This is a genomic window from Caballeronia glebae, from assembly GCF_001545035.1.
Classification (GTDB): domain Bacteria; phylum Pseudomonadota; class Gammaproteobacteria; order Burkholderiales; family Burkholderiaceae; genus Caballeronia; species Caballeronia glebae.
In genome coordinates this window covers 90,548-112,396 of sequence record NZ_FCOJ02000005.1, presented here as the reverse complement: position 1 = coordinate 112,396, position 21,849 = coordinate 90,548, and the positions used below count along the sequence as shown (strand labels likewise).

22 protein-coding genes are annotated in these 21,849 nt (G+C 64.3%); 4 read left to right on the top strand and 18 right to left on the bottom strand.

Annotated elements, in window-relative coordinates:
* Window positions 1-131: 131 nt before the first annotated feature.
* The 4 genes from AWB82_RS05260 to AWB82_RS05245 form a co-directional block, all read right to left on the bottom strand.
* A complete protein-coding gene (locus tag AWB82_RS05260; protein ID WP_086966098.1) occupies window positions 132-743 on the bottom strand; it encodes a class I SAM-dependent methyltransferase in 612 nt (203 codons plus the stop codon).
* The gene (locus tag AWB82_RS05255) at window positions 740-1,531 is read right to left on the bottom strand and encodes a PIG-L deacetylase family protein (RefSeq protein ID WP_086966097.1); all 792 of its coding nucleotides are present in this window, start codon (window positions 1,529-1,531) and stop codon (window positions 740-742) included. The genes AWB82_RS05260 and AWB82_RS05255 overlap by 4 nt, the downstream gene beginning before the upstream one ends.
* Window positions 1,519-2,556: an acyl-CoA dehydrogenase gene (locus AWB82_RS05250; protein ID WP_086966096.1), complete on the bottom strand. Its 1,038-nt coding sequence runs from the start codon at window positions 2,554-2,556 to the stop codon at window positions 1,519-1,521. The genes AWB82_RS05255 and AWB82_RS05250 overlap by 13 nt, the downstream gene beginning before the upstream one ends.
* Window positions 2,557-2,875: 319 nt before the next feature.
* Window positions 2,876-3,895, bottom strand: coding sequence for a bile acid:sodium symporter family protein (locus AWB82_RS05245; RefSeq protein ID WP_086966095.1), 1,020 nt, complete (start codon window positions 3,893-3,895; stop codon window positions 2,876-2,878).
* 513 nt (window positions 3,896-4,408) lie between these two features.
* Here AWB82_RS05245 and AWB82_RS05240 point away from each other — a divergent pair.
* Both AWB82_RS05240 and AWB82_RS05235 read left to right on the top strand, forming a co-directional pair.
* Window positions 4,409-4,777, top strand: a complete 369-nt coding sequence (locus AWB82_RS05240) for a hypothetical protein (RefSeq protein WP_086966094.1) — start codon at window positions 4,409-4,411, stop codon at window positions 4,775-4,777.
* 507 nt (window positions 4,778-5,284) lie between these two features.
* Entirely contained in the window at window positions 5,285-6,391 is a 1,107-nt protein-coding gene (locus tag AWB82_RS05235) for a porin (RefSeq protein WP_086966093.1), read from the top strand.
* A 69-nt stretch (window positions 6,392-6,460) separates the two neighbouring features.
* Here AWB82_RS05235 and AWB82_RS05230 read toward each other — a convergent pair whose 3' ends face one another.
* The gene (locus AWB82_RS05230; RefSeq protein WP_086966092.1) at window positions 6,461-7,423 is read right to left on the bottom strand and encodes an NAD(P)H-dependent flavin oxidoreductase; all 963 of its coding nucleotides are present in this window, start codon (window positions 7,421-7,423) and stop codon (window positions 6,461-6,463) included.
* Window positions 7,424-7,685: 262 nt separating this feature from the next.
* Here AWB82_RS05230 and AWB82_RS05225 point away from each other — a divergent pair, with 262 nt between their 5' ends.
* Window positions 7,686-8,576 (top strand): alpha/beta fold hydrolase, encoded by an 891-nt coding sequence (locus AWB82_RS05225; RefSeq protein WP_086966091.1) that lies wholly within the window; start codon window positions 7,686-7,688, stop codon window positions 8,574-8,576.
* A 188-nt stretch (window positions 8,577-8,764) separates the two neighbouring features.
* On the opposite strand, the gene AWB82_RS05220 is transcribed toward AWB82_RS05225, so the two are convergent.
* The 13 genes from AWB82_RS05220 to AWB82_RS05160 all read right to left on the bottom strand — a co-directional run bounded on the left by AWB82_RS05220 (window position 8,765) and on the right by AWB82_RS05160 (window position 20,517).
* Window positions 8,765-9,676, bottom strand: coding sequence for an MBL fold metallo-hydrolase (locus tag AWB82_RS05220; RefSeq protein ID WP_086966090.1), 912 nt, complete (start codon window positions 9,674-9,676; stop codon window positions 8,765-8,767).
* The gene (locus AWB82_RS05215; RefSeq protein WP_086966089.1) at window positions 9,673-10,269 is read right to left on the bottom strand and encodes a DUF1289 domain-containing protein; all 597 of its coding nucleotides are present in this window, start codon (window positions 10,267-10,269) and stop codon (window positions 9,673-9,675) included. The genes AWB82_RS05220 and AWB82_RS05215 overlap by 4 nt, the downstream gene beginning before the upstream one ends.
* Window positions 10,266-10,763 carry a YbaK/EbsC family protein gene (locus AWB82_RS05210; RefSeq protein WP_086966088.1) on the bottom strand — a complete coding sequence of 166 codons (498 nt, stop codon included), beginning with the start codon at window positions 10,761-10,763 and terminating at the stop codon, window positions 10,266-10,268. Before AWB82_RS05210 ends, AWB82_RS05215 begins: the two co-directional genes overlap by 4 nt.
* 15 nt (window positions 10,764-10,778) lie before the next feature.
* Window positions 10,779-11,702: a hydroxymethylglutaryl-CoA lyase gene (locus AWB82_RS05205; RefSeq protein ID WP_086966087.1), complete on the bottom strand. Its 924-nt coding sequence runs from the start codon at window positions 11,700-11,702 to the stop codon at window positions 10,779-10,781.
* Between the two features lie 32 nt (window positions 11,703-11,734).
* Window positions 11,735-12,676, bottom strand: a complete 942-nt coding sequence (locus AWB82_RS05200; RefSeq protein ID WP_086966086.1) for a 2-hydroxyacid dehydrogenase — start codon at window positions 12,674-12,676, stop codon at window positions 11,735-11,737.
* Between the two features lie 12 nt (window positions 12,677-12,688).
* Window positions 12,689-13,732 (bottom strand): biotin synthase BioB, encoded by a 1,044-nt coding sequence (gene bioB, locus AWB82_RS05195; protein ID WP_086966085.1) that lies wholly within the window; start codon window positions 13,730-13,732, stop codon window positions 12,689-12,691.
* Between the two features lie 4 nt (window positions 13,733-13,736).
* Window positions 13,737-14,438, bottom strand: coding sequence for a dethiobiotin synthase (gene bioD, locus AWB82_RS05190; protein WP_086966084.1), 702 nt, complete (start codon window positions 14,436-14,438; stop codon window positions 13,737-13,739).
* Window positions 14,435-15,625: an 8-amino-7-oxononanoate synthase gene (bioF, locus tag AWB82_RS05185; protein WP_086966083.1), complete on the bottom strand. Its 1,191-nt coding sequence runs from the start codon at window positions 15,623-15,625 to the stop codon at window positions 14,435-14,437. Before bioF ends, bioD begins: the two co-directional genes overlap by 4 nt.
* The gene (locus AWB82_RS05180) at window positions 15,622-16,932 is read right to left on the bottom strand and encodes an adenosylmethionine--8-amino-7-oxononanoate transaminase (protein ID WP_086966082.1); all 1,311 of its coding nucleotides are present in this window, start codon (window positions 16,930-16,932) and stop codon (window positions 15,622-15,624) included. Before AWB82_RS05180 ends, bioF begins: the two co-directional genes overlap by 4 nt.
* Window positions 16,933-17,217: 285 nt before the next feature.
* On the bottom strand, window positions 17,218-18,474 hold the full coding sequence (locus AWB82_RS05175) for a dienelactone hydrolase family protein (protein ID WP_086966081.1): 1,257 nt from the start codon (window positions 18,472-18,474) through the stop codon (window positions 17,218-17,220).
* Window positions 18,475-18,789: 315 nt separating this feature from the next.
* Window positions 18,790-19,221, bottom strand: a complete 432-nt coding sequence (locus tag AWB82_RS05170; protein ID WP_086966080.1) for a YchJ family protein — start codon at window positions 19,219-19,221, stop codon at window positions 18,790-18,792.
* The gene (locus tag AWB82_RS05165; RefSeq protein WP_086966079.1) at window positions 19,218-19,826 is read right to left on the bottom strand and encodes a glutathione S-transferase family protein; all 609 of its coding nucleotides are present in this window, start codon (window positions 19,824-19,826) and stop codon (window positions 19,218-19,220) included. Before AWB82_RS05165 ends, AWB82_RS05170 begins: the two co-directional genes overlap by 4 nt.
* Before the next feature lie 13 nt (window positions 19,827-19,839).
* Window positions 19,840-20,517: an SDR family oxidoreductase gene (locus AWB82_RS05160; RefSeq protein ID WP_086966078.1), complete on the bottom strand. Its 678-nt coding sequence runs from the start codon at window positions 20,515-20,517 to the stop codon at window positions 19,840-19,842.
* A gap of 131 nt (window positions 20,518-20,648) precedes the next feature.
* Here AWB82_RS05160 and ubiM point away from each other — a divergent pair, with 131 nt between their 5' ends.
* Window positions 20,649-21,848: a 5-demethoxyubiquinol-8 5-hydroxylase UbiM gene (gene ubiM, locus AWB82_RS05155; protein WP_086966166.1), complete on the top strand. Its 1,200-nt coding sequence runs from the start codon at window positions 20,649-20,651 to the stop codon at window positions 21,846-21,848.
* Window position 21,849: the final 1 nt, after the last annotated feature.

Below are 21,849 nucleotides of genomic sequence, written 5' to 3'. Positions count from 1 at the left end.
CACTTGTTCGAGGCGATAGTATAGTAAAAAGCCATGAAAAGTGGCGTCAAGGAGACTGGAGAAAACCACTAGAACATTGTTATATATGGAGTTCCAGGCGATTTATTTGTTTAGTAAAAAAGACGAAAACACTATTTTGAATTTTCGCGATCGTGGATCGAGCGTTTATCGCGTGTCCAGACGTCGATGATCAGATCGTCGTCCCAATAGTGGCTCAGCAGCGGCAAACTCATGCGGCCGCGCAGCATTGCGTGCACCTCATCGCCGTTCTCGCTCCAGCCTTCGATCGGCCGACGCCAGTGACACGCGACGACAGCGCCGTCCTGCGACAAGGTCTCATGTACGTGTTCGACGATATGCCATAGCTGCGGCTCGTCGAGGTAATAACCGATCTCGCTGATCACGACGAGATCCAGCTTGCCGCTTGGCCAGCAGTCCGGCAGCAGCATCTGCTCGACTTTCACGTTCTGGCATTGCGCGACGCGCTGCCGCGTGAGCGCGACCGCGTCCTCGGCGATGTCAGTTGCGATGAGTTCGTCGCAGCGTGGCGCGAGCAGGGCGGTCAGCTCGCCGTTGCCGCAGCCCGGCTCGAACGCGCGCGTATAGCGTTCATGCGGGAGCGCGGCGAGCAGAAGGGCGCGCTTGCGCCGTTCATACCAGCGATGCCTGATCGCCCAGGGATCGTCGTCGCCTCGATACAGATTATCGAAGTACTGCTTAGTATTGTTGTTGGTGTAGTTCATATAAGTACGACTTCGAAAGGCCGGGTCAGCCTTGCCAGTACATGCGCGGGCAGTACTGGGGCCTGTCCGGTCGTGGCATCGGGGTCGAGTTGGCTCCGAAATGCCTGCACGGCCCGAAGCTTCCGGGCATGCGTGGCGCCGTCCAGGACGATGCGGCGAGCACGGCTCCATGGCACGCGCGTATCGTCCGGCGACGCCCAGTGCCAGGTCCAGAGCGGCACCTCCACGCAGGGCAGGTCGAGCGCTTGTGCCGCGGAATGAACGGCGCGCCCGGCCGCCTCGTGGTCGGGATGACCATCATAGCGCCATGTGGTGAAAACTATATCGTCTGGTTGAAGATATTCCGCTAGGGCTCCTGACAAGTTAGTTTCGATGCGGTCGGCGTCGCCATCCTGAAGGCCGAGCCGGACCACCTGGGCCTGACGCAGACGCAGCCGTTGCAGCGCCGCCCTCGTTTCTTGCGGACGCACGCGTGCGAGTCGCTCGGGAGGCCATTCGGACGAGTCCGGGTGACTCGCGGTACCGTCCGTCACGGCGATGATGAGGATGTGCCTGCTGATTTCGGAGAGACGAGCAAGCAGGCCGCCAGTGCCGAGGACTTCATCGTCGGGGTGGGGCGCAACGACGACAGCCCGCCGGCCGAGCGGTACGAGTTCCGCCGGATCGACTTCGGGCAGCGCGTTCAGACGCGCCCATCCCTGCCATGCTGCTTCGGGCGTGCCTTCGCCGCGTATGGCGCGATCGATGGCCGTTTCGTCGGTTGGCGCTCGCGTTGTCACACTTGCCATGAAGTCCGTCCCTCCTCTATGACGCGCTCGGCGAGCGATGCTTCGTCGCGCTCGGCGTGGCTTTGTCGAATGAATACTGGCAGATCGGCCATGAGTTGCGCGAAGTGCGCGTCGCGGCACAGCGGGGCGGCGCCAAGCGCGCGACCGGCGCGCTCCACCACCAGCGTCGCGGCATGTTCCGCCGCCAGGCGCGCGCGCATCGTCGGCGTCATGGCGTCGGCGTGCGGTTCTCGGTCGATGAACGCCGCCGTCTCGCGCAGCAATGCGGCCGTGGCGGACAAGGCCGTGTCGATCGCGCCGAGATGCGCGAGCTTGTGCGGCCCGGCCCGATGCTTCGCGTCACGCGCGACGAATGCCGCGATGCCCGCCGCCGCGCCGAACCAGCACGCGGCAATGCCCGCGCCGCCTTGCCAGAAGCCGGGCCGCTCCAGATACCGGCGCGGCGCACCGACGAGCCGCGCGGCCACATGCTCGAAGCGCACTTCGACGCTCGCGCTCGCCTTCATGCCGACCGCTTGCCAGCCGGCATCGGTGATCTGCACGCCGTTCTGCCGCAGATCGACGGCGGCGAGCACCGGCTCATCACGCTCATTCCACGCGCTTACGAGCGCATGCGTGACCGATGCGGCGCCGGAGCACCATGCCTTCGTGCCCTGTAGGAGCACGTTCTGCGAGCCGACCTCGCCGAGTGCCGAGAGCCGCGCGTTTGGCGGTTCGGCAGCCCAGACAGCCCACGCGCTGCCGTCGTCGGGTTGCGTGCCGCCGAGTTCGGAGAGGATCGCGAGCGCGTCCGTATGGCCTTCGTAGAGCTTGACGAGCGAAAGGTCGAAGGCTGCGACCGCGCCCAGCGCGCGCCAGCGCCGGGCCGTGTTGCCGGAGCCCGGCAAGGGCAGGCGGTCCAGACCGGCGTCGATCAGGGCGCGCAGCGCGCGGCCCGCGTCTTCGGCGCTGCCCCGATGAAATGGCAACGCGCCGAGAAAGTCGTGCAAGGCGGATGCCGTTTCGTGATGTTCGACGTAATTCATCGTTCCTTCCGTCGCCGAAGATTGATGGGTTGTGTTCGCATGGCGTGTCCTGTCCGTTTCTGCCCGTTCTTGGACAAGAGTGTGGCAAGGGACATGCCCGAACACCATTCAGCCGAAAGGCGTAGGCCGAAATGCCGGACGCGAGGCAGGCGTTTTCGAGGTTCGATGCGAGAAGTCAGCTTTTTCGGCCTATGCCATCCGGTCGAATGGACCATGGCGCGCGGCTGGGTTCAAATGACGCAAAAGGCGCATCGGGCAGCCTTCTGGAAAAGGATCGAACACGATGAAGCAGCGGACGCCGCTTGCGAACAGGCGCGGATCAGCGGCGCGCGGGCGCACCGACACTCTTGGTCTCGCGCGCTGCTTCGGGCGCGGTCTTACGTGCGCCCCAGCGCTGCGCGAGCACCGCGCACACCATCAGTTGAATCTGGTGGAAAAGCATGAGCGGCAGCACCACCGCGCCGACCGCATGCGACGCGAAGATCACCTTCGCCATCGGGATTCCGGAGGCGAGACTCTTCTTCGAGCCGCAGAAGATGATCGTGATCTGGTCCGCGCGAGAAAAGCCGAGGCGCTTGGCCGTGAACGCCGTGATGAAAAGCGCCGCCGCCAGCAACAGGATATTGACCGCCAGCAGCCCCGCGAGCGTCGCCAGCGAAATCGAGTGCCAGATGCCTTCGTTCACGGCTTCGCTGAACGCGACGTACACGACGAGCAGAATCGAGCCCTGATCGACGAACTTGAGCAGCGCGCGATGCTTGTCGATCCATTTGCCGATGGCCGGCCGCAACAATTGCCCGGCAATGAACGGCACGAGCAGTTGCAGCGTGATATTGCCCACGGTGTGCCACGGCGAGCCGGTCGTCGCGCCGTGATTGCTCACGACGAGCCCGACGAGCGCCGGCGTGATGAAAATTCCGAGCAGGCTCGACGCGGAGGCGCTGCACACGGCGGCCGGCACGTTGCCCTTCGCCATGGACGTGAAGGCGATCGACGACTGCACGGTGGACGGCAGCGTGCAGAGAAACAAGATGCCGGTGTAGAGCGCTGGCGTGACGAGCGGCAAGAGCACCGGCTTGAGCGCGAGCCCGAGCAGCGGAAAGAGTGCGAAGGTGCTGAGCAGCACGACGAGATGCAGTCGCCAGTGCGTCGCGCCGGCAATGATCGCCTCACGGGAAAGCTTTGCTCCGTGCAGGAAGAAGAGCAATCCGATCGCGACATTGGTGATCCAGTTGAACGCTACCGCCGCGCTGCCGCGGCACGGCAGAAAGCTGGCGATGATGACAGTGCCGACGAGCGCCAGCGTGAAGTTGTCGGGAAGAAGTTTGGGCCGTGCCATCAAAGAATCTCGTACCTGGACACGCCGGGCGTGGTGCTCGGCGTTTTTGGCGTCAAGTCAGGAAAAACCATGATTTTCGCTCGCCCCCGATTAAATTGGCAAATTCATTTACTGGATCGATTGATGACTAACCAGCATGAAACGGCTCGATGCGTACGGAAGGCCGGATACCCACGCGAGCAACAATCGGGCCGCGACTCAGTCGATTTCGCCGTTGACAAAATCGTCTGTCCAGCACATTTTTTCATCATATGTTTTGGCGTCCGAAATGGTCGGCGAGGCCGAAAAACTCCGACGTAACATGGTGTTACAACCATCGACCAGGCCTAACACTTTTTGGCTCGACTGCCGCCGCGCCGCGAAATAAATTGTTGGATACACCGGTTGGCGGGTTTTCGCATCGCTCGATGCCAGGCTCGAATGTTCCGACTACGACCGGTTGTCCGCCTGAATCGAAGGTATCCCCTTTCGAGGCACGGGCAGGAATATCGGTCGGACGCAGGCTGTTTCGACATGGCGCTCATTGGCATTCGCAAGACTACCCGGCTTTTCGCATTCGCAGCGCTCGGCGCGCTCGCGGTGGCGGGTTCGCTCGCGCTTGCCGGGCCGCGCGCCGAGTGGCTGTCGTCGGCGGTGTTCAGCGATTCCGGCGCCAGCAGGCAATCCCTGCACTACACGCCGGTCGCCGCGAAAGACGGCTTGACGCCCGTGAGCGCCGAGGTGCGCCCCGGCCCGCGCGTCGAGCAAGCGGTGCCGCTGCGTGGCGCTGGCTCCATTCGCGCCGACATCACGCGCTACAACGAAGAGCGCAGCCTGCCTCGCCCGCCCGGCCGTCCGGCGGACGATGGCCGCGCGCCGGCGAACGCGAACTACCGCAACTGACCTCCTCGCAGTCTCCCTGAGCTTGGCCGACTTTTCGCGCGCTGTCGCCCGGAACGAAAAACTATCTGCGCGTCTAGTTTCGCCGCCACGATGACGTAATCTCGCCACAGTTACGCATCGAATTTCCTTCAGACGTTCCTCTCCTTTTTCCACGCAAGGACAATGCGCCCTGTGCGGCGAAATGTCCGGTTTTCTTATTTCAAACGCCTTTCGGCGCCTGAAGAGGCGCGCCCGTACTTGCTGCGCATCGAGTCGGCTTTCGAACCGGCCGTCGCGCGCCCGAGACCGAGCGTGTCTTCCAGCCGTCGACCCGGGCCCGAAGTATCCGAACCGCTATACCCGTAATAACCAAAAACATTTTTGACCGGGAAAATGGTCCGTAAAGATGGTGCCGCTCCACACGCGATGCCTCTTCGCCCACTAAACCGTTACGCCGGTCAGACGAGGCGAGCGCAACGCAACTCGCCCGCCAAAGATTTCAATTTTCGACAAAGAACAGGAGAGTTCATGAAGTCAACCAACCGTGCGACGACTACGGTGAAAGCAACGGTCAAGGCCACTGCGGTCGCAGCGGCCATGCTCGGCCTCTTCGCCGCGGGCGCGGCACACGCGCAATCGAGCGTTTCGCTGTATGGACAGGTCGACGAATGGGTCGGCGCGCAGAAATTCCCCGGCAGCGATCGCGCATGGAACGTGAGCGGCGGCGGCATGTCGACGTCGTACTGGGGCTTGAAGGGCGCCGAAGATCTGGGCGGCGGCTACAAGGCCATCTTCACGTTGGAAAGCTTCTTCCGCGCGCAGAACGGCCAGTACGGGCGCTTCCAGGGCGACACGTTCTTCGCGCGCAACTCGTATGTCGGCATTCAAGGTCCGATCGGCACGTTCACCGCCGGCCGGCTGACGACGCAGCTCTTCGTCTCGACGATTCTCTTCAACCCGTTCGTCGATTCGTACGTCTTCTCGCCGATGGTCTACCACGTGTTCCTCGGCGCAGGCACGTTCCCGACGTATCGGACGGATCAGGGCGTGGTCGGCGATTCGGGCTGGAACAACTCGGTCCAGTACACGTCGCCTGACTTCAATGGTCTGTCGGGCAGCGTGATGTACAGCTTCGGCAACACCGCCGGCGACGGCCGCTCGAAGAAGTACAGCGCGCAGTTCCTGTACTTCCACGGCCCGTTCGCGGCGACCGGCGTCTATCAGTACGTGAACTTCAACAACACGCCCGGCGATCTGACTTCGCTCGACGGTTTCGCGACGCCCGGCTACAAGAGCCAGAGCGTCGGTCAACTGGGCGCGTCGTACGACATGAAGTACGTCAAGTTCTTCGCGCAGTACATGTACACGAAGAACGACTACGAAGGCCCCGGCACGTTCCACGTCAACACCGGGCAAGGCGGCGTGACGATTCCGGTCGGCCCGGGCACGGTGATGGCGTCTTACGCGTACTCGCGCAGCAACGGCGGCCTCGACCAGACGCACAAGAGCTGGGCGCTCGGCTACGACTATCCGCTGTCGAAGCGCACTGACGTCTATGCCGCGTACCTGAACGACAAGTACACGAGCCTGTCGTCGGGCGACACGTTCGGCGTCGGCATCCGCGCGAAGTTCTAAGCAGCGCGTCATGCCAGAACGAAAACACCGCGCTTCGGCGCGGTGTTTTTTTGAGCTATCGAAATACGATCAGCCGATGGCGAGGCGCGCCTTCGCGTCGTCGTACTCGCGCTTCAGACGCCCGACCAGTTCCGCGACGCTCGGCACGTCTTCCATCAGCCCGACGCCCTGGCCCGCGCCCCAGATGTCCTTCCACGCTTTCGCCTTGCTCGTGCCTTCGGCGAAGTTCATCGCGGTTTTGTCGGATATCGGAAGCGCGTCCGGATCGAGCCCCGCATTGACGATGCTCTCGCGAATGTAATTGCCGTGCACGCCCGTGAAGAGATTCGTATAGACGATGTCGGCGGCGGTCGCATCGACGATCGCGCGTTTGTAGTCCTCCGGCGCGTGCGCTTCCTTCGTCGCGATGAAGCGCGTGCCCATGTAGGCGAGGTCCGCGCCCATTGCTTGCGCCGCGAGAATCGAGCCGCCATTGGCGATTGCGCCCGACAGCACGATCGGGCCGTCGAACATGCGCCGCACTTCGCCGACGAGCGCGAACGGCGAGGTCGTTCCGGCGTGTCCGCCCGCGCCCGCGGCGACGAGAATGAGGCCGTCGACGCCCGCTTCGAGCGCCTTTTGCGCGTGTCGCAGATTGATGACGTCGTGCAGCACGATGCCGCCATACGAATGCACGGCGTCGATCATCTCCCTGACCGGCGCGCGCAGGCTCGTGATGAAGATCGGCACCTCGTGTTCGACGCACACGCGCACGTCCTGTTCGAGCCGCGCATTCGACTGATGAACGATCTGATTGACCGCGATCGGCCCGATGACGGCATCGGGATTCGCGGCCTTGTGCGCGGCGAGTTCGCTCTGGATCTGCGTGAGCCATTCGTCGAGCAATCCGGGCGGACGCGCGTTCAGGGCCGGAAACGAGCCGACGATGCCCGCCTTGCATTGCGCAAGCACGAGCTCCGGATAACTGACGATGAACATCGGCGAGCCGACGACGGGCAAAGTGAGGTGCTGCAAGATGGCGGGCAGGGCCATGGCGCGAATCTCCTGAGTATGTCCGGGCAGCGTTGAAGGCATTCTAGAAACTGGCGCTCGATTCGGCACGCAAGACATTCTCCGCGGATCATGCGCGCCCGGCCAGCGAACGATCGTTCGATTATAGGTGCGGCGAGATGGGCGAGGCATGCGCCATTTCCCGAGGAAGTCCTCGGTTTGCGGGTTTGCGAAGCCCGGAGGGCATCGGCGATAGCGCGGTCGCGCCTACAATGATCCGCAACGCCACGAACAAGAAAACACCATGTCTTTCCGAGACTACGAGTCGTTTCGCGTCGATGCGGGGGGCGTCGAAATCGCCGGGATGAAAGGCGGCGACGGGCCGCCGCTGCTGCTCCTGCACGGTCATCCGCAAACGCACGAGATCTGGCACAAATGCGCCGGCGATCTCGCGAAACACTTCACCGTGATCGCCACGGATTTGCGCGGCTACGGCGCGTCGGGCAAGCCGAAGAGCGACGCGCGTCACACGCCTTACTCGAAACGCGCAATGGCCGCCGATCAGGTCGCGGTCATGCGCCACTTCGGCTTCGAGCGCTTTCTGGTTTGCGCGCACGATCGCGGCGCGCGCGTCGCGCATCGCATGGCGATGGATTTTCCCGATGCCGTCGATCGCCTGATGCTGCTCGATATCGCGCCGACGCTCGCGATGTATGAAGCCACCGATCGCGAATTCGCCACCGCGTACTTCCACTGGTTCATGCTGATTCAGCCGAGTCCGCTGCCGGAGTTGCTGATCGGCGGCAATCCGAACGCGTATATCGACCGCGTGATGGGCAATCGTCATGCGGGGCTCGCGCCGTTCGCGCCGCATGCGTTGCAGGCGTACCGCGACGCGCTCGCAGCGCCCGGGGCAATCTTCGCGATGTGCGAGGACTATCGCGCGTCGGCGGGTATCGACCTCGAACACGATCGCGCCGATCTCGAACGCGGGAAGAAGATCGCGTGTCCGTTGCGCGTGCTGTGGGGCGAAGAAGGCGTGATCGAACGATGCTTCGATGCGCTCGATGAATGGCGCCGCGTCGCGCGCGACGTGAGCGGCCGCGCGCTGCCTTGCGGGCACTACATTCCCGAGGAACAGCCCGACATTCTGCTTACGGAAATGCTCGCGTTCTTCGAGGCCGATGCGCCCTGAAACCCGCGCCGGCATTGAGTCTTACGCCGGTTCAGGTGGGCGTTACAAATTTGTAGGGAAAGCACCGATGCACGTCAAATAGTGTCGCGCTACGATACGCTAGACGTTGATCACGTCCCTATGATTCTGCCGCTTGCCGTAGCTGACAAGCGGCTTTCTTTTGTCCGCCGGGCGATCGCCCGTGTGATTCAAGCCGCCGACACGGTCTCGCCGCTCACCTTCACCGAGCCGCCGCGCGCCAGTTCCCCGACGATTTTTTCGACCAGCGCCCGGCGTTCGCCCGATGGCGCGAGCGCATCGGCGGCGGCGCGCATCGAGCGAGCCTGCGCGGTCATCGCGAGCAGCGCGTCGAAGGACATCGCGCGCACTTCCATCAGCTTGAAGACGATCAGCACCTTGAGCGCGTTCTTCGCGTTGCGCGCGGGATCGGCCTGCAGATAATCGAGTCGCGACGAAGCGACGTCGAGCGCGCGCGCGACATCGCTGAAGGGCGCGCCGTGGCCCGGAATCACGACATCGACGGCGAGCGTGGATATCAGTTCGAGCACCGCGCGTTCTTCCGCGAAACCGCTGTCGCCTTCCAGTTCGGGAAAGATCACGCCGAAGCCGTTTTCCCACAACGCGTCCGCGCTGATGAGCACGCGCAACTCGGGGCAATGAAGCATCAGCGAATGCGGATCGTGACCCGGCGCGCCGAGCACGTTCCAGTCGAAGCCGCCGAGCGCGAGCGTCGTGCCGTGTTCGAGCGTGCCCGTGAAATCGAAGCGATCGCAGCGCTGACCGGTCGCGCGGAACGTGAGCGCGGCTTCGTCCCACGCGCGCACGGCGTGCGCTTCGCTCGCGGGAATCAGCGTGTCGCAGGCGTAAGCGTGCTGAAGCAGCGCGTTGCCGCCGCAATGATCCGAATGCAGATGCGTATTGACGATCAGATCGAGCTTGCGCGCGCCGAGTGTCCGCTTCACGAGCGCGAGCGTTTGCGGTGCGTGCGACGCGTAGCCCGTATCGACGAGCGCCGTGCCTTCGGCGCTGCTGAAAAGCACGTTGTTCGACGAGAGCCAGCCGCGCTCGAACACCGTCATGGACTCCGGAAGCGGCTTCACGCGCGTTTCTCCAGCGGCATCACGACGATGGTCGCCGTCGCCTTCATCACCGTGTCGCCGCGCTGATTGCGCGCGTCGCCTTCTAGCTTCACGAGATCGCCGTTCAGACTCGCTTTCCACTTCGCCTCGGTCACGCGCCAGGACATCGAGAGCACGTCGTGCGCCTTCACCGCGCGCGTCAGCCGGATGCCGAATTCGAGTCCCAGCGGCTGCGCGTATTGCGAGAAATGCGTGGCGAGCATGGCCATCAGATGCGCGGTCGGCTGCGTGCCCGATGCGATCAGCGAGCCGAAACGACTCGCGCGCGCGTAGGCGTCGTCGTGATGCAAAGGGTTGAGATCGTTGACGAGCGTCGCGAAATGCTTGATCGAATCGGGCGGCAGCGCGAGCGTCGCTTCGAACGATTCGCCGATCGTCACGACGCGCGCGCCCCGCCGACGGCTCTCGACGCGCGCGAGCACCGCGCGTTTCTCGTCTTCGTTGCAGGACGACCACGCGGCGATTTCGTCGATGGTGCGAAAGCAGCCGTCGCAGAAGCCGGTCTCCGGATTCATGCGGCACACGTCGACGCACGGCGACGCCGCGCCGGTCATGACGCGGCCGTCTCGCGCAGCGCGACGTCGACCACGGGCGCGCCCGTCAGCTCGATCAGCTCTTGCGGCGACAGATTGAACACGGCATGCGGATGGCCGGCCGCAGCCCACAGGCTTTCGAGCGCGAGCAAATCTTCGTCGATCAGCGTGACGGGTTCGACCGCGTGGCCGATCGGACACACGCCGCCGATCGCGTAGCCGGTTTTCTCGCGCACGAACTTCGCGTCCGCGCGTGCCAATGCGCCCACGCGCGCCGCGACCTTCGCTTCATCGACGCGATTCGCGCCGCTCGCGATCACGAGCACGGGCGCGTCGTCTTCCTTGCGGCGAAAGAGAATCGACTTCGCGATCTGCGCGACCGTGCAACCCAGCCCGGCCGCCGCTTCCGCCGAGGTCTTGCCAGTCTCGGGCAGCATCACGACGTCGTGCGGATGGCCGCGCTCCTTCAGCAGAAGCGCGACGCGGCGCGCGGAATCGGGTAACTGTTCGATCATCGTGTTCCTTTGTTGTCAGACGCAGGCGCTCGCGCCATCGCGCTTTTTCGTGAAGATCGCGCGGCCGGCGCGCGACGAACTGGGTTTGCCGATCGCGCGCGAAATGAAATCGCCGATATCCACGAGTTGATCGAGATCGACGCCCGTCTCGATGCCGAGCCCGTTCATCAGATAGACGACGTCTTCGGTCGCGACATTGCCGGTCGCGCCCTTCGCATACGGACAGCCGCCGAGACCCGCGACCGACGCGTGGAAAATCTCGATGCCTTCGAGCAGCGCCGCATAGATGTTGCCGACGGCCTGCCCATACGTGTCGTGGAAATGCCCGGACAGGCGCTCGCGCGGGAACACCTTCTGCGCGGCCGCGAGCACTTCGCGCGTGCGCTTCGGCGTGCCGACGCCGATTGTGTCGGCGATGTCGATTTCATCGCAGCCGAGCGCCTTCATGCGCTCGACGACATCCACGACCGATTCGATGCTCACCTCGCCCTGATACGGGCAGCCGAGCGCGCACGAAATGCTGCCGCGCAGCCGCATGCCGGCGTCCTTCGCGGCCTTCGCGACCGGCTCGAAACGCGCGATGCTCTCCGCGATGCCGCAGTTGATGTTCTTCTGCGAGAACGCCTCGCTCGCCGCGCCGAAGATCACGATTTCATCGGCTTTCGATTCGAGCGCGCCCTCGAAGCCGCGCATGTTCGGCGTGAGCACGGAGTAGATCGTGCCGGGGCGGCGCTCGATGCCGGCCATGACGGCGGCGGCGTCGGACATTTGCGGCACCCATTTCGGCGACACGAACGAGGTCGATTCCACATTCACGATGCCCGCCCGCGCGAGCCGGTTCACGAGCTCGATTTTGGTTTCGGTGGGCACGAACTCTTTCTCGTTCTGCAGGCCGTCGCGCGGCCCGACTTCGACGATTTTCACTTTGGCGGGAATCACGGCTGTCTCCTTTTACGTGTGATGCGATGCGTTCAATATCCGCGCTTGAAATCGACGATGCCGCTGATCGGCTCGCCGCGCGCGAGCGCCTTGATCTTGCCGGCGATCTGCACGATGCTCTCCTCGCGCAGCGTTTCCGCCGAGATGTGCGGCGTGACCGACACGCGCGGATGCGTCCAGAACGGATGATCTCGCGGCAGCGGCTCGGTGTGGAAGACGTCGAGCGTCGCGGCGGCGATCTGGCCGCTGTCGAGCGCGGCGAGGAGATCGGCATCGACGAGATGCGGGCCGCGCGCCACGTTCACGAGATACGCGCCGCGCGCGAGCTTGCCGAACGTGCGCGCGTTCAGAATGCCTTCGGTGTCCGGCGTGTGCGGCAGGAGGTTGATCAGCATCTTCACGCCGTCGAGGAACGCGTCGAAACTGTCCGCGCCCGCGTACACCTGCACGCCTTCGATCGTCTTCGGCGAGCGGCTGTAGCCGCGCACGGGCACGCCGAGCGTCAGCAATCCCTTCGCGACTTCGCCGCCCAGCACACCGAGTCCGAGCACGCCGACAGTGAACGACTCGCGCGCGTGTTGCGGCAGCTTTTCCCAGCGGCCTTCGCGTTGCAGCGCGTCGTATTCGTCGAAGCGGCGCAGATGGCGCAGTACGCAATACGTCGCGTATTCGACCATCTGTTGCGCCATGCCCGTGTCTTCGAGACGCACGAGCTTCGCGTTCGGCGGCAGCGTGCCGGGTTCGTTGCGCTCGACATCGAGAATCGCATCGACGCCCGCGCCGAGGTTGAACACGGCCTGAAGATCGGGGCGATTCGCGAAGAGCTCGCGCGGCGCGCGCCAGACGATCGCGTAATCGGCGCTCGCGTTGTCGCCCGGTTCCCACGCGCGCAGGTCGGCATCCGGCAACTCGCGTTTCAAGCCGCCGAGCCACGCGTCGAGATCGGCGCCCTTCTCGTAGAAGATGATTTTCATGAACGCGTCGGCTTAGTTGGCGTGGTTGTGTCCGCAGCCGCGCTCGGCTTCCCGAGCGCCCACGTTTTGCGCGGCTTCCGCGCGCATGCCGAGACGCTCGATCAGCTTGCGGTCGGCTTCGGCTTGCGGATTGCTCGTCGTCAGAAGCTGGTCGCCGTAGAAGATCGAGTTCGCGCCCGCCGCGAAGCACAGCGCCTGCAACGCTTCGTCCATCTGCTCGCGTCCGGCGGAAAGACGCACCATCGCCTTGGGCATCGTGATGCGCGCGACCGCGATCGTCCTCACGAACTCGAACGGATCGAGCGCCTCGACGCCGGTGAGCGGCGTGCCCGCGACCTGCACGAGATTGTTGATCGGCACCGATTCCGGATACGGCTCCATGTTCGCAAGCTGCGAGATCAGCCCAGCGCGCTCGCGCCGCGATTCGCCCATGCCGACGATCCCGCCGCAGCACACGTTGATGCCCGCGTCGCGCACGTGTTCGAGCGTGTCCAGGCGATCCTGATAGGTGCGCGTCGAAATGATCTGGCCGTAGAACTCCGGCGATGTGTCGAGATTGTGGTTGTAGTAATCGAGGCCTGCTTCGCGCAAGCCCTGCGCCTGATGCGATTCGAGCATGCCGAGCGTCACGCAGGTTTCGAGGCCCATTGCCTTCACGCCGCGGATCATGTCCTTGATCGGCTCCAGATGACGATCTTTTGGATTGCGCCACGCCGCGCCCATGCAAAAGCGCGTCGCGCCGTTCGACTTCGCGACTTCGGCCGCCTTCAGCACTTCATCGACGTCCATCAGCTTTTCGGCTTTGAGGCCGGTGTCGTGATGCACCGACTGCGGGCAGTACGCGCAATCTTCCTCGCAGCCGCCCGTCTTGATCGACAGCAGCGTGGAAAGCTGCACCGCGTTCGGATCGAAGTTTTCGCGATGCACGGTTTGCGCGCGATAGAGCAGATCGTTGAACGGCAACGCGTACAGCGCGACGACATCGGCGACGCGCCAGCGCTGCATCGGCTGCGGCGCGGTCGTGGAAATGTTTTCGGCGGCGATTTGCTGTGTCATGGGTTCAATCCTTTCGATGAAGCTGGTGAGTCAGAAGGCCGATGTCGAGTTGATCGGCGGCGCGCGAAGCATCGGGTGTCGCGAGGTGCGCAATCACGCCGATGAGCGGCGCTTCGATGCGTTGTTTGAGTGTTGCGATATTTTCGTCGGGATACAGCATGTCCGGATCGACGCGATTCGCGACCCAGCCCGCGAGCGTCAATCCGCGCGACGCGATGGCCTCGACGGTCAGGAGCGCATGGCTGATGCAGCCGAGCCGCATGCCGACGACGAGCACGACCGGCAGATTCAGCTCGACGGCGAGATCGGCGGTGTCGTGCGTGTCGTCGAGCGGCACGCGAAAACCGCCGACGCCTTCCACCACGACGATATCGGCTTGCGTCAGCGCGAATGCATGCGCTTCGACGATGCGCCCGATGTCCAGAACAATGCCCTCGCGCGCCGCCGCGAGATGCGGCGCGATCGGCTCGCGCATCATGAACGGCGTGCGGATCTCGTCGGGCAGCGCGACGTTCGCGGCGGCATCGAGCCGGTCGGCGTCGTCGTTGTGCAGCACGCCGTCGCGAACGGCCGCGCCCGACGCGATCGGCTTCATCGCGGCGGCGCGCAAGCCCGTGCGCGCGAAGCCGTGCAGCAACGCGGATGAAACGAGCGTCTTGCCGATTTCCGTATCGGTTCCGGCGACGAACAGGGATAAAGCGGTCATAGCGTATTCAAGGCGTGATCGAGGCGCGCGAGATCGTCCTCGCTGTGCGCGGCGGAAAGTGAAATGCGCAGGCGCGACGTGCCCGCGGGCACCGTCGGCGGACGAATCGCGGGCACCCAGAGGCCGTGCTTGTCGAGCGCGGCGGCGATTTCGAGCGTTTCGTCGTTGCCGCCGATCACGAGCGGCTGCACGGCGGTATGCGAATCGACGGGCATCCAGCGCGTGCGCTTGAGCATCGCGCGCGTGGTTTCGATGAGCGACGCGAGATGCGCGCGCCGTTCGTCGCCTTCATCGCCCGCGATGATTTCGATGCTCTTCGACACCGCATGCGCGACCGCCGGCGCCGACGCCGTCGTGAAGATATACGGGCGCGCGCGCTGGATCAGCCATTCGACGACGGTTTCATGCGCCGCGACGAACGCGCCCGACACGCCCGCCGCCTTGCCGAGCGTGCCGACATAGACGAGATGCGGCGAGCGCAACGCGTAATGCGCCAATGCGCCGCGTCCTTGCGGTCCGAGCACGCCGAAGCCGTGCGCATCGTCGACGACGAGCCACGCGCCGTACTTTTCCGCCAGATCGACGAGACGCGCGAGCGGCGCGATATCGCCGTCCATGCTGAATACAGTGTCGGTGACGATGAGTTTCGTTGCCGCATCGTCGCCGGATGCGTCGAGCATCGCGTCGAGCGCGTCCATGTCGGCGTGCGGATAGATCTGCGTTTCTGCGCGCGACAAGCGCACGCCGTCGATCAGCGACGCGTGATTGAGCGCATCGGAGAACACGAGCGTGCCGCGTCCGGCGAGCGCGGTCACGACCGCGAGATTCGCCATGTAGCCGGTGCTGAAATAGAGCGCGCGCGGATTATCGACGAAGCCGCCCGAGAACGCGGCGAGGTCGTCTTCGAGTCGAGCGTGCGCGCGCGAATGTCCGCCGAGCAAGTGCGAGCCGCCGCTGCCCGCGCCGTACAGCGACGCGCCTTGCGCGAGCGCCGCGCGGATCGCTTCGTGCGCGGCGAGGCCGAGGTAATCGTTGCTCGCGAAGCCGACGATCGCGCGGCCATCGACGGTCATGTGCGCGGAGCACGCGCCATCGATCGTCTTGCGGCGGCGTCGCAGGCCGCGCGCGTCGATATCTTTCAAGCCCTGCTCAAGCGTTTCGTACAGTGCTCTCGCTGTCGTGCTCATGCGGCGTCCTCCGCGAGCGTGGCGTCGAGCGTGTCGCGCGTGCGTTGCGCGAGCAGCACGAGTTCGTCGTCGGAGAGAATGTACGGCGGCATCATGTAGACCGTCGTGCCGATCGGACGCATCAGCAGTTCGCGCTGCAACGCGTTCGCGAAGAAGCGGCGCGAGAACGTCTTGTCGTCGATATCGACATCGAACGCGAAGATCGTGCCGCGATTGCGCAGGTTCTTTACGCGTTCGTGCTTGCCGAAGTGCGCGCGCAACGTCTCGCCCAGCAGCGCCGATTTGCGCCTGTTTTCAGCAAGCACGTTCGCGCTGTCGAACAGATCGAGCGTCGCCAGCGCCGCGCGGCACGCGAGCGGATTGCCCGTGTACGAGTGCGAATGCAGGAAGCCGCGCGTCACGTCGTCGTCGTAGAAGGCGGCGTAGATTTCGTCGCGCGTCAGGACGATCGAAAGCGGCAAGTAACCGCCGCTGATGCCTTTCGACAAGCAAACGAAATCCGGCCACACGCCCGCCTGCTCGCACGCGAAAAAAGTACCGGTGCGGCCGCAGCCGACCGCGATTTCATCGGCGATCAGATGGACGCCGAATTCGTCGCACAACGCGCGCAATCGCGTGAGATACGACGCGTCGTACATCGCCATGCCGGCCGCGCACTGCACGAGCGGCTCGACGATGACCGCCGCGAGCGTCGACGCGCGTTGCCCGAAGAGCGCGCGCATCGCGGCGATGGCTTCATCGACGCCGACCGCCGCCGGGGAAGCGGCGACATGCGCGTGACGAATCAGCGGATCGTAAGCGTCCTTGAAAATGGCGACGTCGGTGACGCCGAGCGCGCCGATCGTTTCGCCGTGATAGCTGTTCGCGAGACACACGAACTCGCGCTTTTCGCTCTGGCCGCGATTGCGCCAGAAGTGAAAGCTCATCTTCAGCGCGATCTCGACTGCCGACGCGCCATCGGACGCGAAAAACGCATGACCGAGCGTGCGGCCGGTGAGCGCGGAAAGGCGCTCGGCCAGTTCGATCGCCGGCGCGTGCGTGCAGCCCGCGAGCATCGCGTGTTCGAGCGTGTCGAGCTGATCCTTGAGCGCGCGGTTGATGTCGTCGTTCGCGTGGCCGAAGAGGTTCACCCACCATGAGCTGATCGCGTCGAGATAGCGATTGCCTTCGTGGTCGTAGAGCCACGCGCCCTTGCCGCGCGCGATCGGCACGAGCGGCGCGCGCTCGTGATGTTTCATCTGGGTGCACGGATGCCACACGGCCGCTAGCGAGCGGGCAACCCAGTCCTGATTGGCTTCTGTGTTCAAAAACGGCTCCGAGGCCCACGCGCGCGGTGCGGGCCGGAAACTTCGGGCAGGCGCCGGGACGCCTGCGTTACGGGAAAACTGCGGGGCAAACTGCGCGAGTCAATTATCCCTAAAACGTGGCCAACCTTCCGTATCCGGAAGGTTTTTTGAGCATGCGTGCGCGCGCAATGGAAATGCGAAAACGCGCTATCGCGCGTAACGTCGCCCAAATCGATGCCTTAACGTGCGATCGACGCAAAAACGCCGGCGCAAAGGCCGGCGTTCTCGGTGAGCGGAAAAGGCGTTTTAGCGCGAGGCCGTCTGCGTCTGGGCCGCCTGATCGTTCCAGACGACGCGATTGTCCACCGCGTAGAGCCTGCACGGATCGGCGCTCTGCTTCTGGCAACTCGCGATGGCGACAGCCATCGGATCGTCGCCGCCTTCGGCCCACGACCACGCGCCCGAATCGGACACGGCGAACGCGCGGCTCGAATACTGCGAGAGGAAGTTGCGATAGCCGGCGCGGCCGTTTTCATCGACGAACGGCACGGCCTGCACCGAATCGAGATCCGCGAAATGCGTGGCGCTCGGCAAGCTCGGCTCGGAAACCCGGTATTGCACGGCGGTCGGCATGCCGATCTGCGTGAGGAAGGCCTTCACGCGCGGCCACCAGACCTGCACGCCGTCACGATCGCCGACCAGCCGATGCGCGTCGTTCTTGTAGGTGCCGAAATCGACCATGTTCGCGCGCGCGCCGTGCGCGGTGAACGCGGCGAACATTTGCACGGACAGATCGCCTTTCCAGACTGAATCGTTGTCGCCGTAGAGCCACAGCGACGGCAGACGCACGTTCTGGCCGTAGTCGCCGAACGCGCTGACGAGATTCTTCTGCCAGCCCGCGCATTCGTCCTGACGCAGGCCGCCCGAGAAATTGATGAGACCGCGCACGCCGGGCGCCGCGACCGCATCGCGCGCGCCGTAGGCGATGGTCGTCAGGCCGCCGTGCGACGTGCCCGCGACGACCATATGGGTCTTGTCGACATACGGCTGCTCGCTCATGTAGGCGACGGTCGCGGCGACGTCCTGCGCCTGCGCGAAGCCGTTTGCCTCGACATCGCAGCCGTGGCCGCCGTAATCGCCGCCCGAGCCCGCGAAGCCGCGGCGGTTCGGCACGACGACGACGTAACCGTGGCGCACGAATTCACGCGCGAGCGCGACCGGACGATTGCGCGGTTGCGCGTGCGAATCGCCGGGAAGCTTGCCGTGATTGAAGACGATCATCGGGAACGGACCGGCGCCGTCCGGCTTGAACACCGTTGTTTCGAGCGAAATGTCGGCTTCGGGAATCTGGATGACGCTTTCGTTCAGACCGTTCGCGACGACGGGCAGGCCGGCGTCGAGCGAATCGGGAATCTGCGAAAGCGTCTGGCCGAACGCGGCCGCCTGGAGGCCTTCGGACTGACGCACGCCGCCGATCGGTTCGGCGCGCACGGCGGACGTGACGAGCGACGCCGCGAGCGCGCACATCATGCTGCATCCGACCAACCAGGTTCTGATCGCCATCCGTGAACTCCGACTGCGCTTCCAAAAGACGTTGATTCGGCGTGCCCCGACGTCTTTTTGAAGTCACAAACCTATCGCGCTGCTCGACAGGAGCAGTATTGGCTGCGGGTTCCGGGAGTCATGCCCGGAAAAGGCATGACAATTGGCTTCAAAACGGGGCTTCGCTGCGGACGTCCGGGCACGGGAATGACAGCGCCCTGACGTGAACAGAGATTAACCGTTCAAAATTGCACTGCACAATAAGTGCTACCCCGTAACTGTTTAATCTGAAAGGAAATTCTTAGGAAATTAATACCGCGGGACACCGCATATTTCTTAAAGAAATATTTGCTTTTCTGTAATCCGGCCATCGACGTAAATCCAGTTTCCGGCGCTGTCTCGCGTGAAGCGGCTAGCTTCGTGCAGACGATGCGCGCGCCCGCCGGCCTTGTAGCGCGCGACGAACTCGACTTCCTCGTGATTTGCGTCGATCGGCGTATGCCGTTTGATCTGCAAGCCGAGCCAGCGCGTGCCGGTGTCGGAGGCGTCGAGATCGGGCGGACAGGTCGATTCGGCCCAGGTCGCGCGAAGATAGCGCGTGTTGCCGAGCACGTAGGCGGTGTAGCGCGAGCGCATCAGTTCCATCGCGTTCGCGGGCTTTTCGCCGCCTTCGATGAATCGTCCGCAACACGCTTCGTAACGCGGCGCGGGTGCGTTCGGGCGCTGCCCGGGCGCGGCGCCGCCACACGGGCATTCCACCGGCCTCATCGAGCGACGCCCGGCATGACGACGTGACGCGGCTGGCTGCGCACGCGTTCGAGCCACGCGCGGATCGCGGGATAGCGCGCCAGATCGAGGTTCGCTTCATCGGCGACGTGCGTGTACGCGTACAGCGCGATGTCGGCAATGGTGTAGCGCTCGCCGACGAAAAACGTGCGTGTCGCGAGATGCTGCTCCATCACGTCGAGCGCGCGATACGAGCCGGCGATTTTCTCGGGCAGACGCACGTCGCCAGGGTTCCGCTGAAACTGCAGGATAAAGCGCGCCACCGCGACATACGGCTCGTGGCTGTACTGCTCGAAGAACATCCATTGCAGCACTTGCGCGCGTTCGAGCCGGTCGGCGGGCATGAGCGGCGTGCCGTCGGCGAGATAGCTGAGAATCGCGCCGGATTCCGAGAGCGTCGTGTTCTCGTCGATGACAAGCACCGGTACTTTGCCGTTCGGGTTCAGCTTTCTGAATTCGTCGGTGCGGGTCGCGCCGTTCATCATGTCGACCTCGTGCCACGCGTAAGGCTGGCCGAGCTGTTCGAGGGCGAGGCGAACCTTGTGACAATTTCCCGATGCCGAAACGCCGTACACCTGATAGGTCATATCCGCTCCTTTATTACCATTCGAGCTTCGTGCCGTCGTACTGGACGAAGCTTCCGTTGAACGCCTCGTGCATCGCGCCCGCTTCGGCGATCACCGCGCGCATGCCAGCGACGCTGCGGGCGACATCGATCGCCGCCGACGGTCCGCCCATTTCCGTGCGCACCCAGCCCGGATGCAGCGCGATGCACGCCGAATGCCGAGATTCCAGCGACGCCACCTTCAGCGCCGAATTGAGCGCCGCCTTGCTCGCGCGATACAGCCAGCCGGTCGTGCCGCTCGCTTCGCCAATGCTGCCCATCTTGCTCGACACGACCGCGAGCACGCCATTCGCGACGTCGGTGAGCGGCAGGAGCACGGGAATCAGTTGCATCGGGCCGCGCACGTTGGTGTGCATGACCTGATCGAAGTCGTCGGCGGCGATGGTTTCGACGCCTTCCGTGCGCGGCCCGTACACGCCCGACACGACGATCGCCACATCCAGCTTTTCCTCGTCCAGTTGCCACGCGAGCGCGGCGATCTGCTCGGGCTGCGTGACGTCGAGCGGGAAGGTTTGCGCGCCCATCGCGTCGAGCGCGGAGAGCGAGGCTTTGTCGCGGGCCGTGGCGAGCACGCGCCAGCCGTCGCGACAATATTCACGCGCGAATTCGTGGCCGAGGCCGCGCGACGCGCCGACGATCAGTACCGTTTTCATGAGCGATCTGTTCCGTATGTGGGCCGTGTGTGGGCGACCTTGCGACTATAGCGCGCGACCCGCGGTCGCGGATCGCCCGCCGGCCTTTCGGCTATCGTTGTGCGCTTTCAACAAGTTAGACCGGAAAGATGATGCAAACCGATGTCGTAATCGTCGGCGCGGGGCCGGCGGGGCTGTGTCTCGCGAATGCTCTGAGCGGTGCCGGTTTGTCGATCGTGCTCGTCGAGCAGCAAAGTCACGCTGCGCTGCGCGAGCCCGCGTTCGACGGACGCGAGATCGCCATGACGCAGAAATCCGTCGCATTTCTGAAGACGCTCGGCGTGTGGGAGCGTATCGAACCGCACGCCAGATCGCAGCTCGCGGGCGCACGTATTTTCAACGGCTCGTCGCCGTTCGCGCTCAAAATCGGTCACGCGCTTTCCGGTCACGACGAGCTTGGGTGGCTCGTGTCGAATCATCTGATCCGGCGCGCGGCGTTCGAGGCGGTCGAGCATCTTGGCGCAGCAAACGCGGAGATTCGCGTCATGGCGTCCGAGCGCGTGATCGATGTCGATACCGACGCCAGCGGCGCGCGCGTGCGGCTCGAAAGCGGCGCGACGATCGCGGCGCAACTCGTCGTCGCGGCGGACAGCCGGTTCTCGGCGACGCGCCGCATGATGGGCATCGCCGCCGACATGCACGATTTCGGCAAGTCGATGCTGGTCTGTTGCATGACGCACGACATGCCGCACGATCACGCGGCGTGGGAATGGTTCGGCCACGGGCAGACGCTCGCGCTCTTGCCCATGAATCCGGACCCGGAGAGCGGCGCGTATCGGTCGTCGGTCGTGGTGACGCTCGAAGCGCGCGATATCGAGCGATTGAGCAAGCTCGATGACGTTGACTTCAATCGCGAGATCGAACGCCGCTTCGAGCGAAGGCTCGGCACGATGTCGCTGCGCACGACACGGCATGTTTATCCGCTGGTGTCGGTTTATCCGAAGCGATTCGTCGCGAAGCGTTTCGCGACGGTCGGCGACGCGGCGGTCGGCATGCATCCGGTCACGGCGCACGGGTTCAATTTCGGGCTGGTCGGCATCGAGATGCTGTCGCGCTCGATTTGCGACGCGCACGCGGCGAGGCTCGATATCGCCGGCGATGCGCTGCTTGCGCGCTATGAGCAGAAGCATCGGCATGAGACGCGGCCGCTTTATCTAATCACGCGGTTCATCACCGAGGTGTATACGCGCGACTCGTTGCCTGCGCGGATCGCACGGGATGCGATGTTGCGCATCGGGGAGAAGTTGACGCCGTTCAAGCGGGCCGTGGCGATGTCGCTGGCGGGAAGATGAG

Bases quoted from the DNA above. Each gene is read 5' to 3' on its own strand.
- ubiM (WP_086966166.1), top strand. From the start codon at position 20,649: ATGCAAACCGATGTCGTAATCGTCGGCGCGGGGCCGGCGGGGCTGTGT.
- AWB82_RS05165 (WP_086966079.1), bottom strand. From the start codon at position 19,826: ATGACCTATCAGGTGTACGGCGTTTCGGCATCGGGAAATTGTCACAAG.
- AWB82_RS05200 (WP_086966086.1), bottom strand. From the start codon at position 12,676: ATGAAAATCATCTTCTACGAGAAGGGCGCCGATCTCGACGCGTGGCTC.
- AWB82_RS05160 (WP_086966078.1), bottom strand. From the start codon at position 20,517: ATGAAAACGGTACTGATCGTCGGCGCGTCGCGCGGCCTCGGCCACGAA.
- AWB82_RS05235 (WP_086966093.1), top strand. From the start codon at position 5,285: ATGAAGTCAACCAACCGTGCGACGACTACGGTGAAAGCAACGGTCAAG.
- AWB82_RS05215 (WP_086966089.1), bottom strand. From the start codon at position 10,269: ATGACCGGCGCGGCGTCGCCGTGCGTCGACGTGTGCCGCATGAATCCG.
- AWB82_RS05245 (WP_086966095.1), bottom strand. From the start codon at position 3,895: ATGGCACGGCCCAAACTTCTTCCCGACAACTTCACGCTGGCGCTCGTC.
- AWB82_RS05255 (WP_086966097.1), bottom strand. From the start codon at position 1,531: ATGGCAAGTGTGACAACGCGAGCGCCAACCGACGAAACGGCCATCGAT.
- AWB82_RS05240 (WP_086966094.1), top strand. From the start codon at position 4,409: ATGGCGCTCATTGGCATTCGCAAGACTACCCGGCTTTTCGCATTCGCA.
- AWB82_RS05170 (WP_086966080.1), bottom strand. From the start codon at position 19,221: ATGAGGCCGGTGGAATGCCCGTGTGGCGGCGCCGCGCCCGGGCAGCGC.
- AWB82_RS05250 (WP_086966096.1), bottom strand. From the start codon at position 2,556: ATGAATTACGTCGAACATCACGAAACGGCATCCGCCTTGCACGACTTT.
- AWB82_RS05230 (WP_086966092.1), bottom strand. From the start codon at position 7,423: ATGGCCCTGCCCGCCATCTTGCAGCACCTCACTTTGCCCGTCGTCGGC.
- bioF (WP_086966083.1), bottom strand. From the start codon at position 15,625: ATGAGCACGACAGCGAGAGCACTGTACGAAACGCTTGAGCAGGGCTTG.
- AWB82_RS05260 (WP_086966098.1), bottom strand. From the start codon at position 743: ATGAACTACACCAACAACAATACTAAGCAGTACTTCGATAATCTGTAT.
- AWB82_RS05225 (WP_086966091.1), top strand. From the start codon at position 7,686: ATGTCTTTCCGAGACTACGAGTCGTTTCGCGTCGATGCGGGGGGCGTC.
- AWB82_RS05175 (WP_086966081.1), bottom strand. From the start codon at position 18,474: ATGGCGATCAGAACCTGGTTGGTCGGATGCAGCATGATGTGCGCGCTC.
- bioB (WP_086966085.1), bottom strand. From the start codon at position 13,732: ATGACACAGCAAATCGCCGCCGAAAACATTTCCACGACCGCGCCGCAG.
- bioD (WP_086966084.1), bottom strand. From the start codon at position 14,438: ATGACCGCTTTATCCCTGTTCGTCGCCGGAACCGATACGGAAATCGGC.
- AWB82_RS05210 (WP_086966088.1), bottom strand. From the start codon at position 10,763: ATGATCGAACAGTTACCCGATTCCGCGCGCCGCGTCGCGCTTCTGCTG.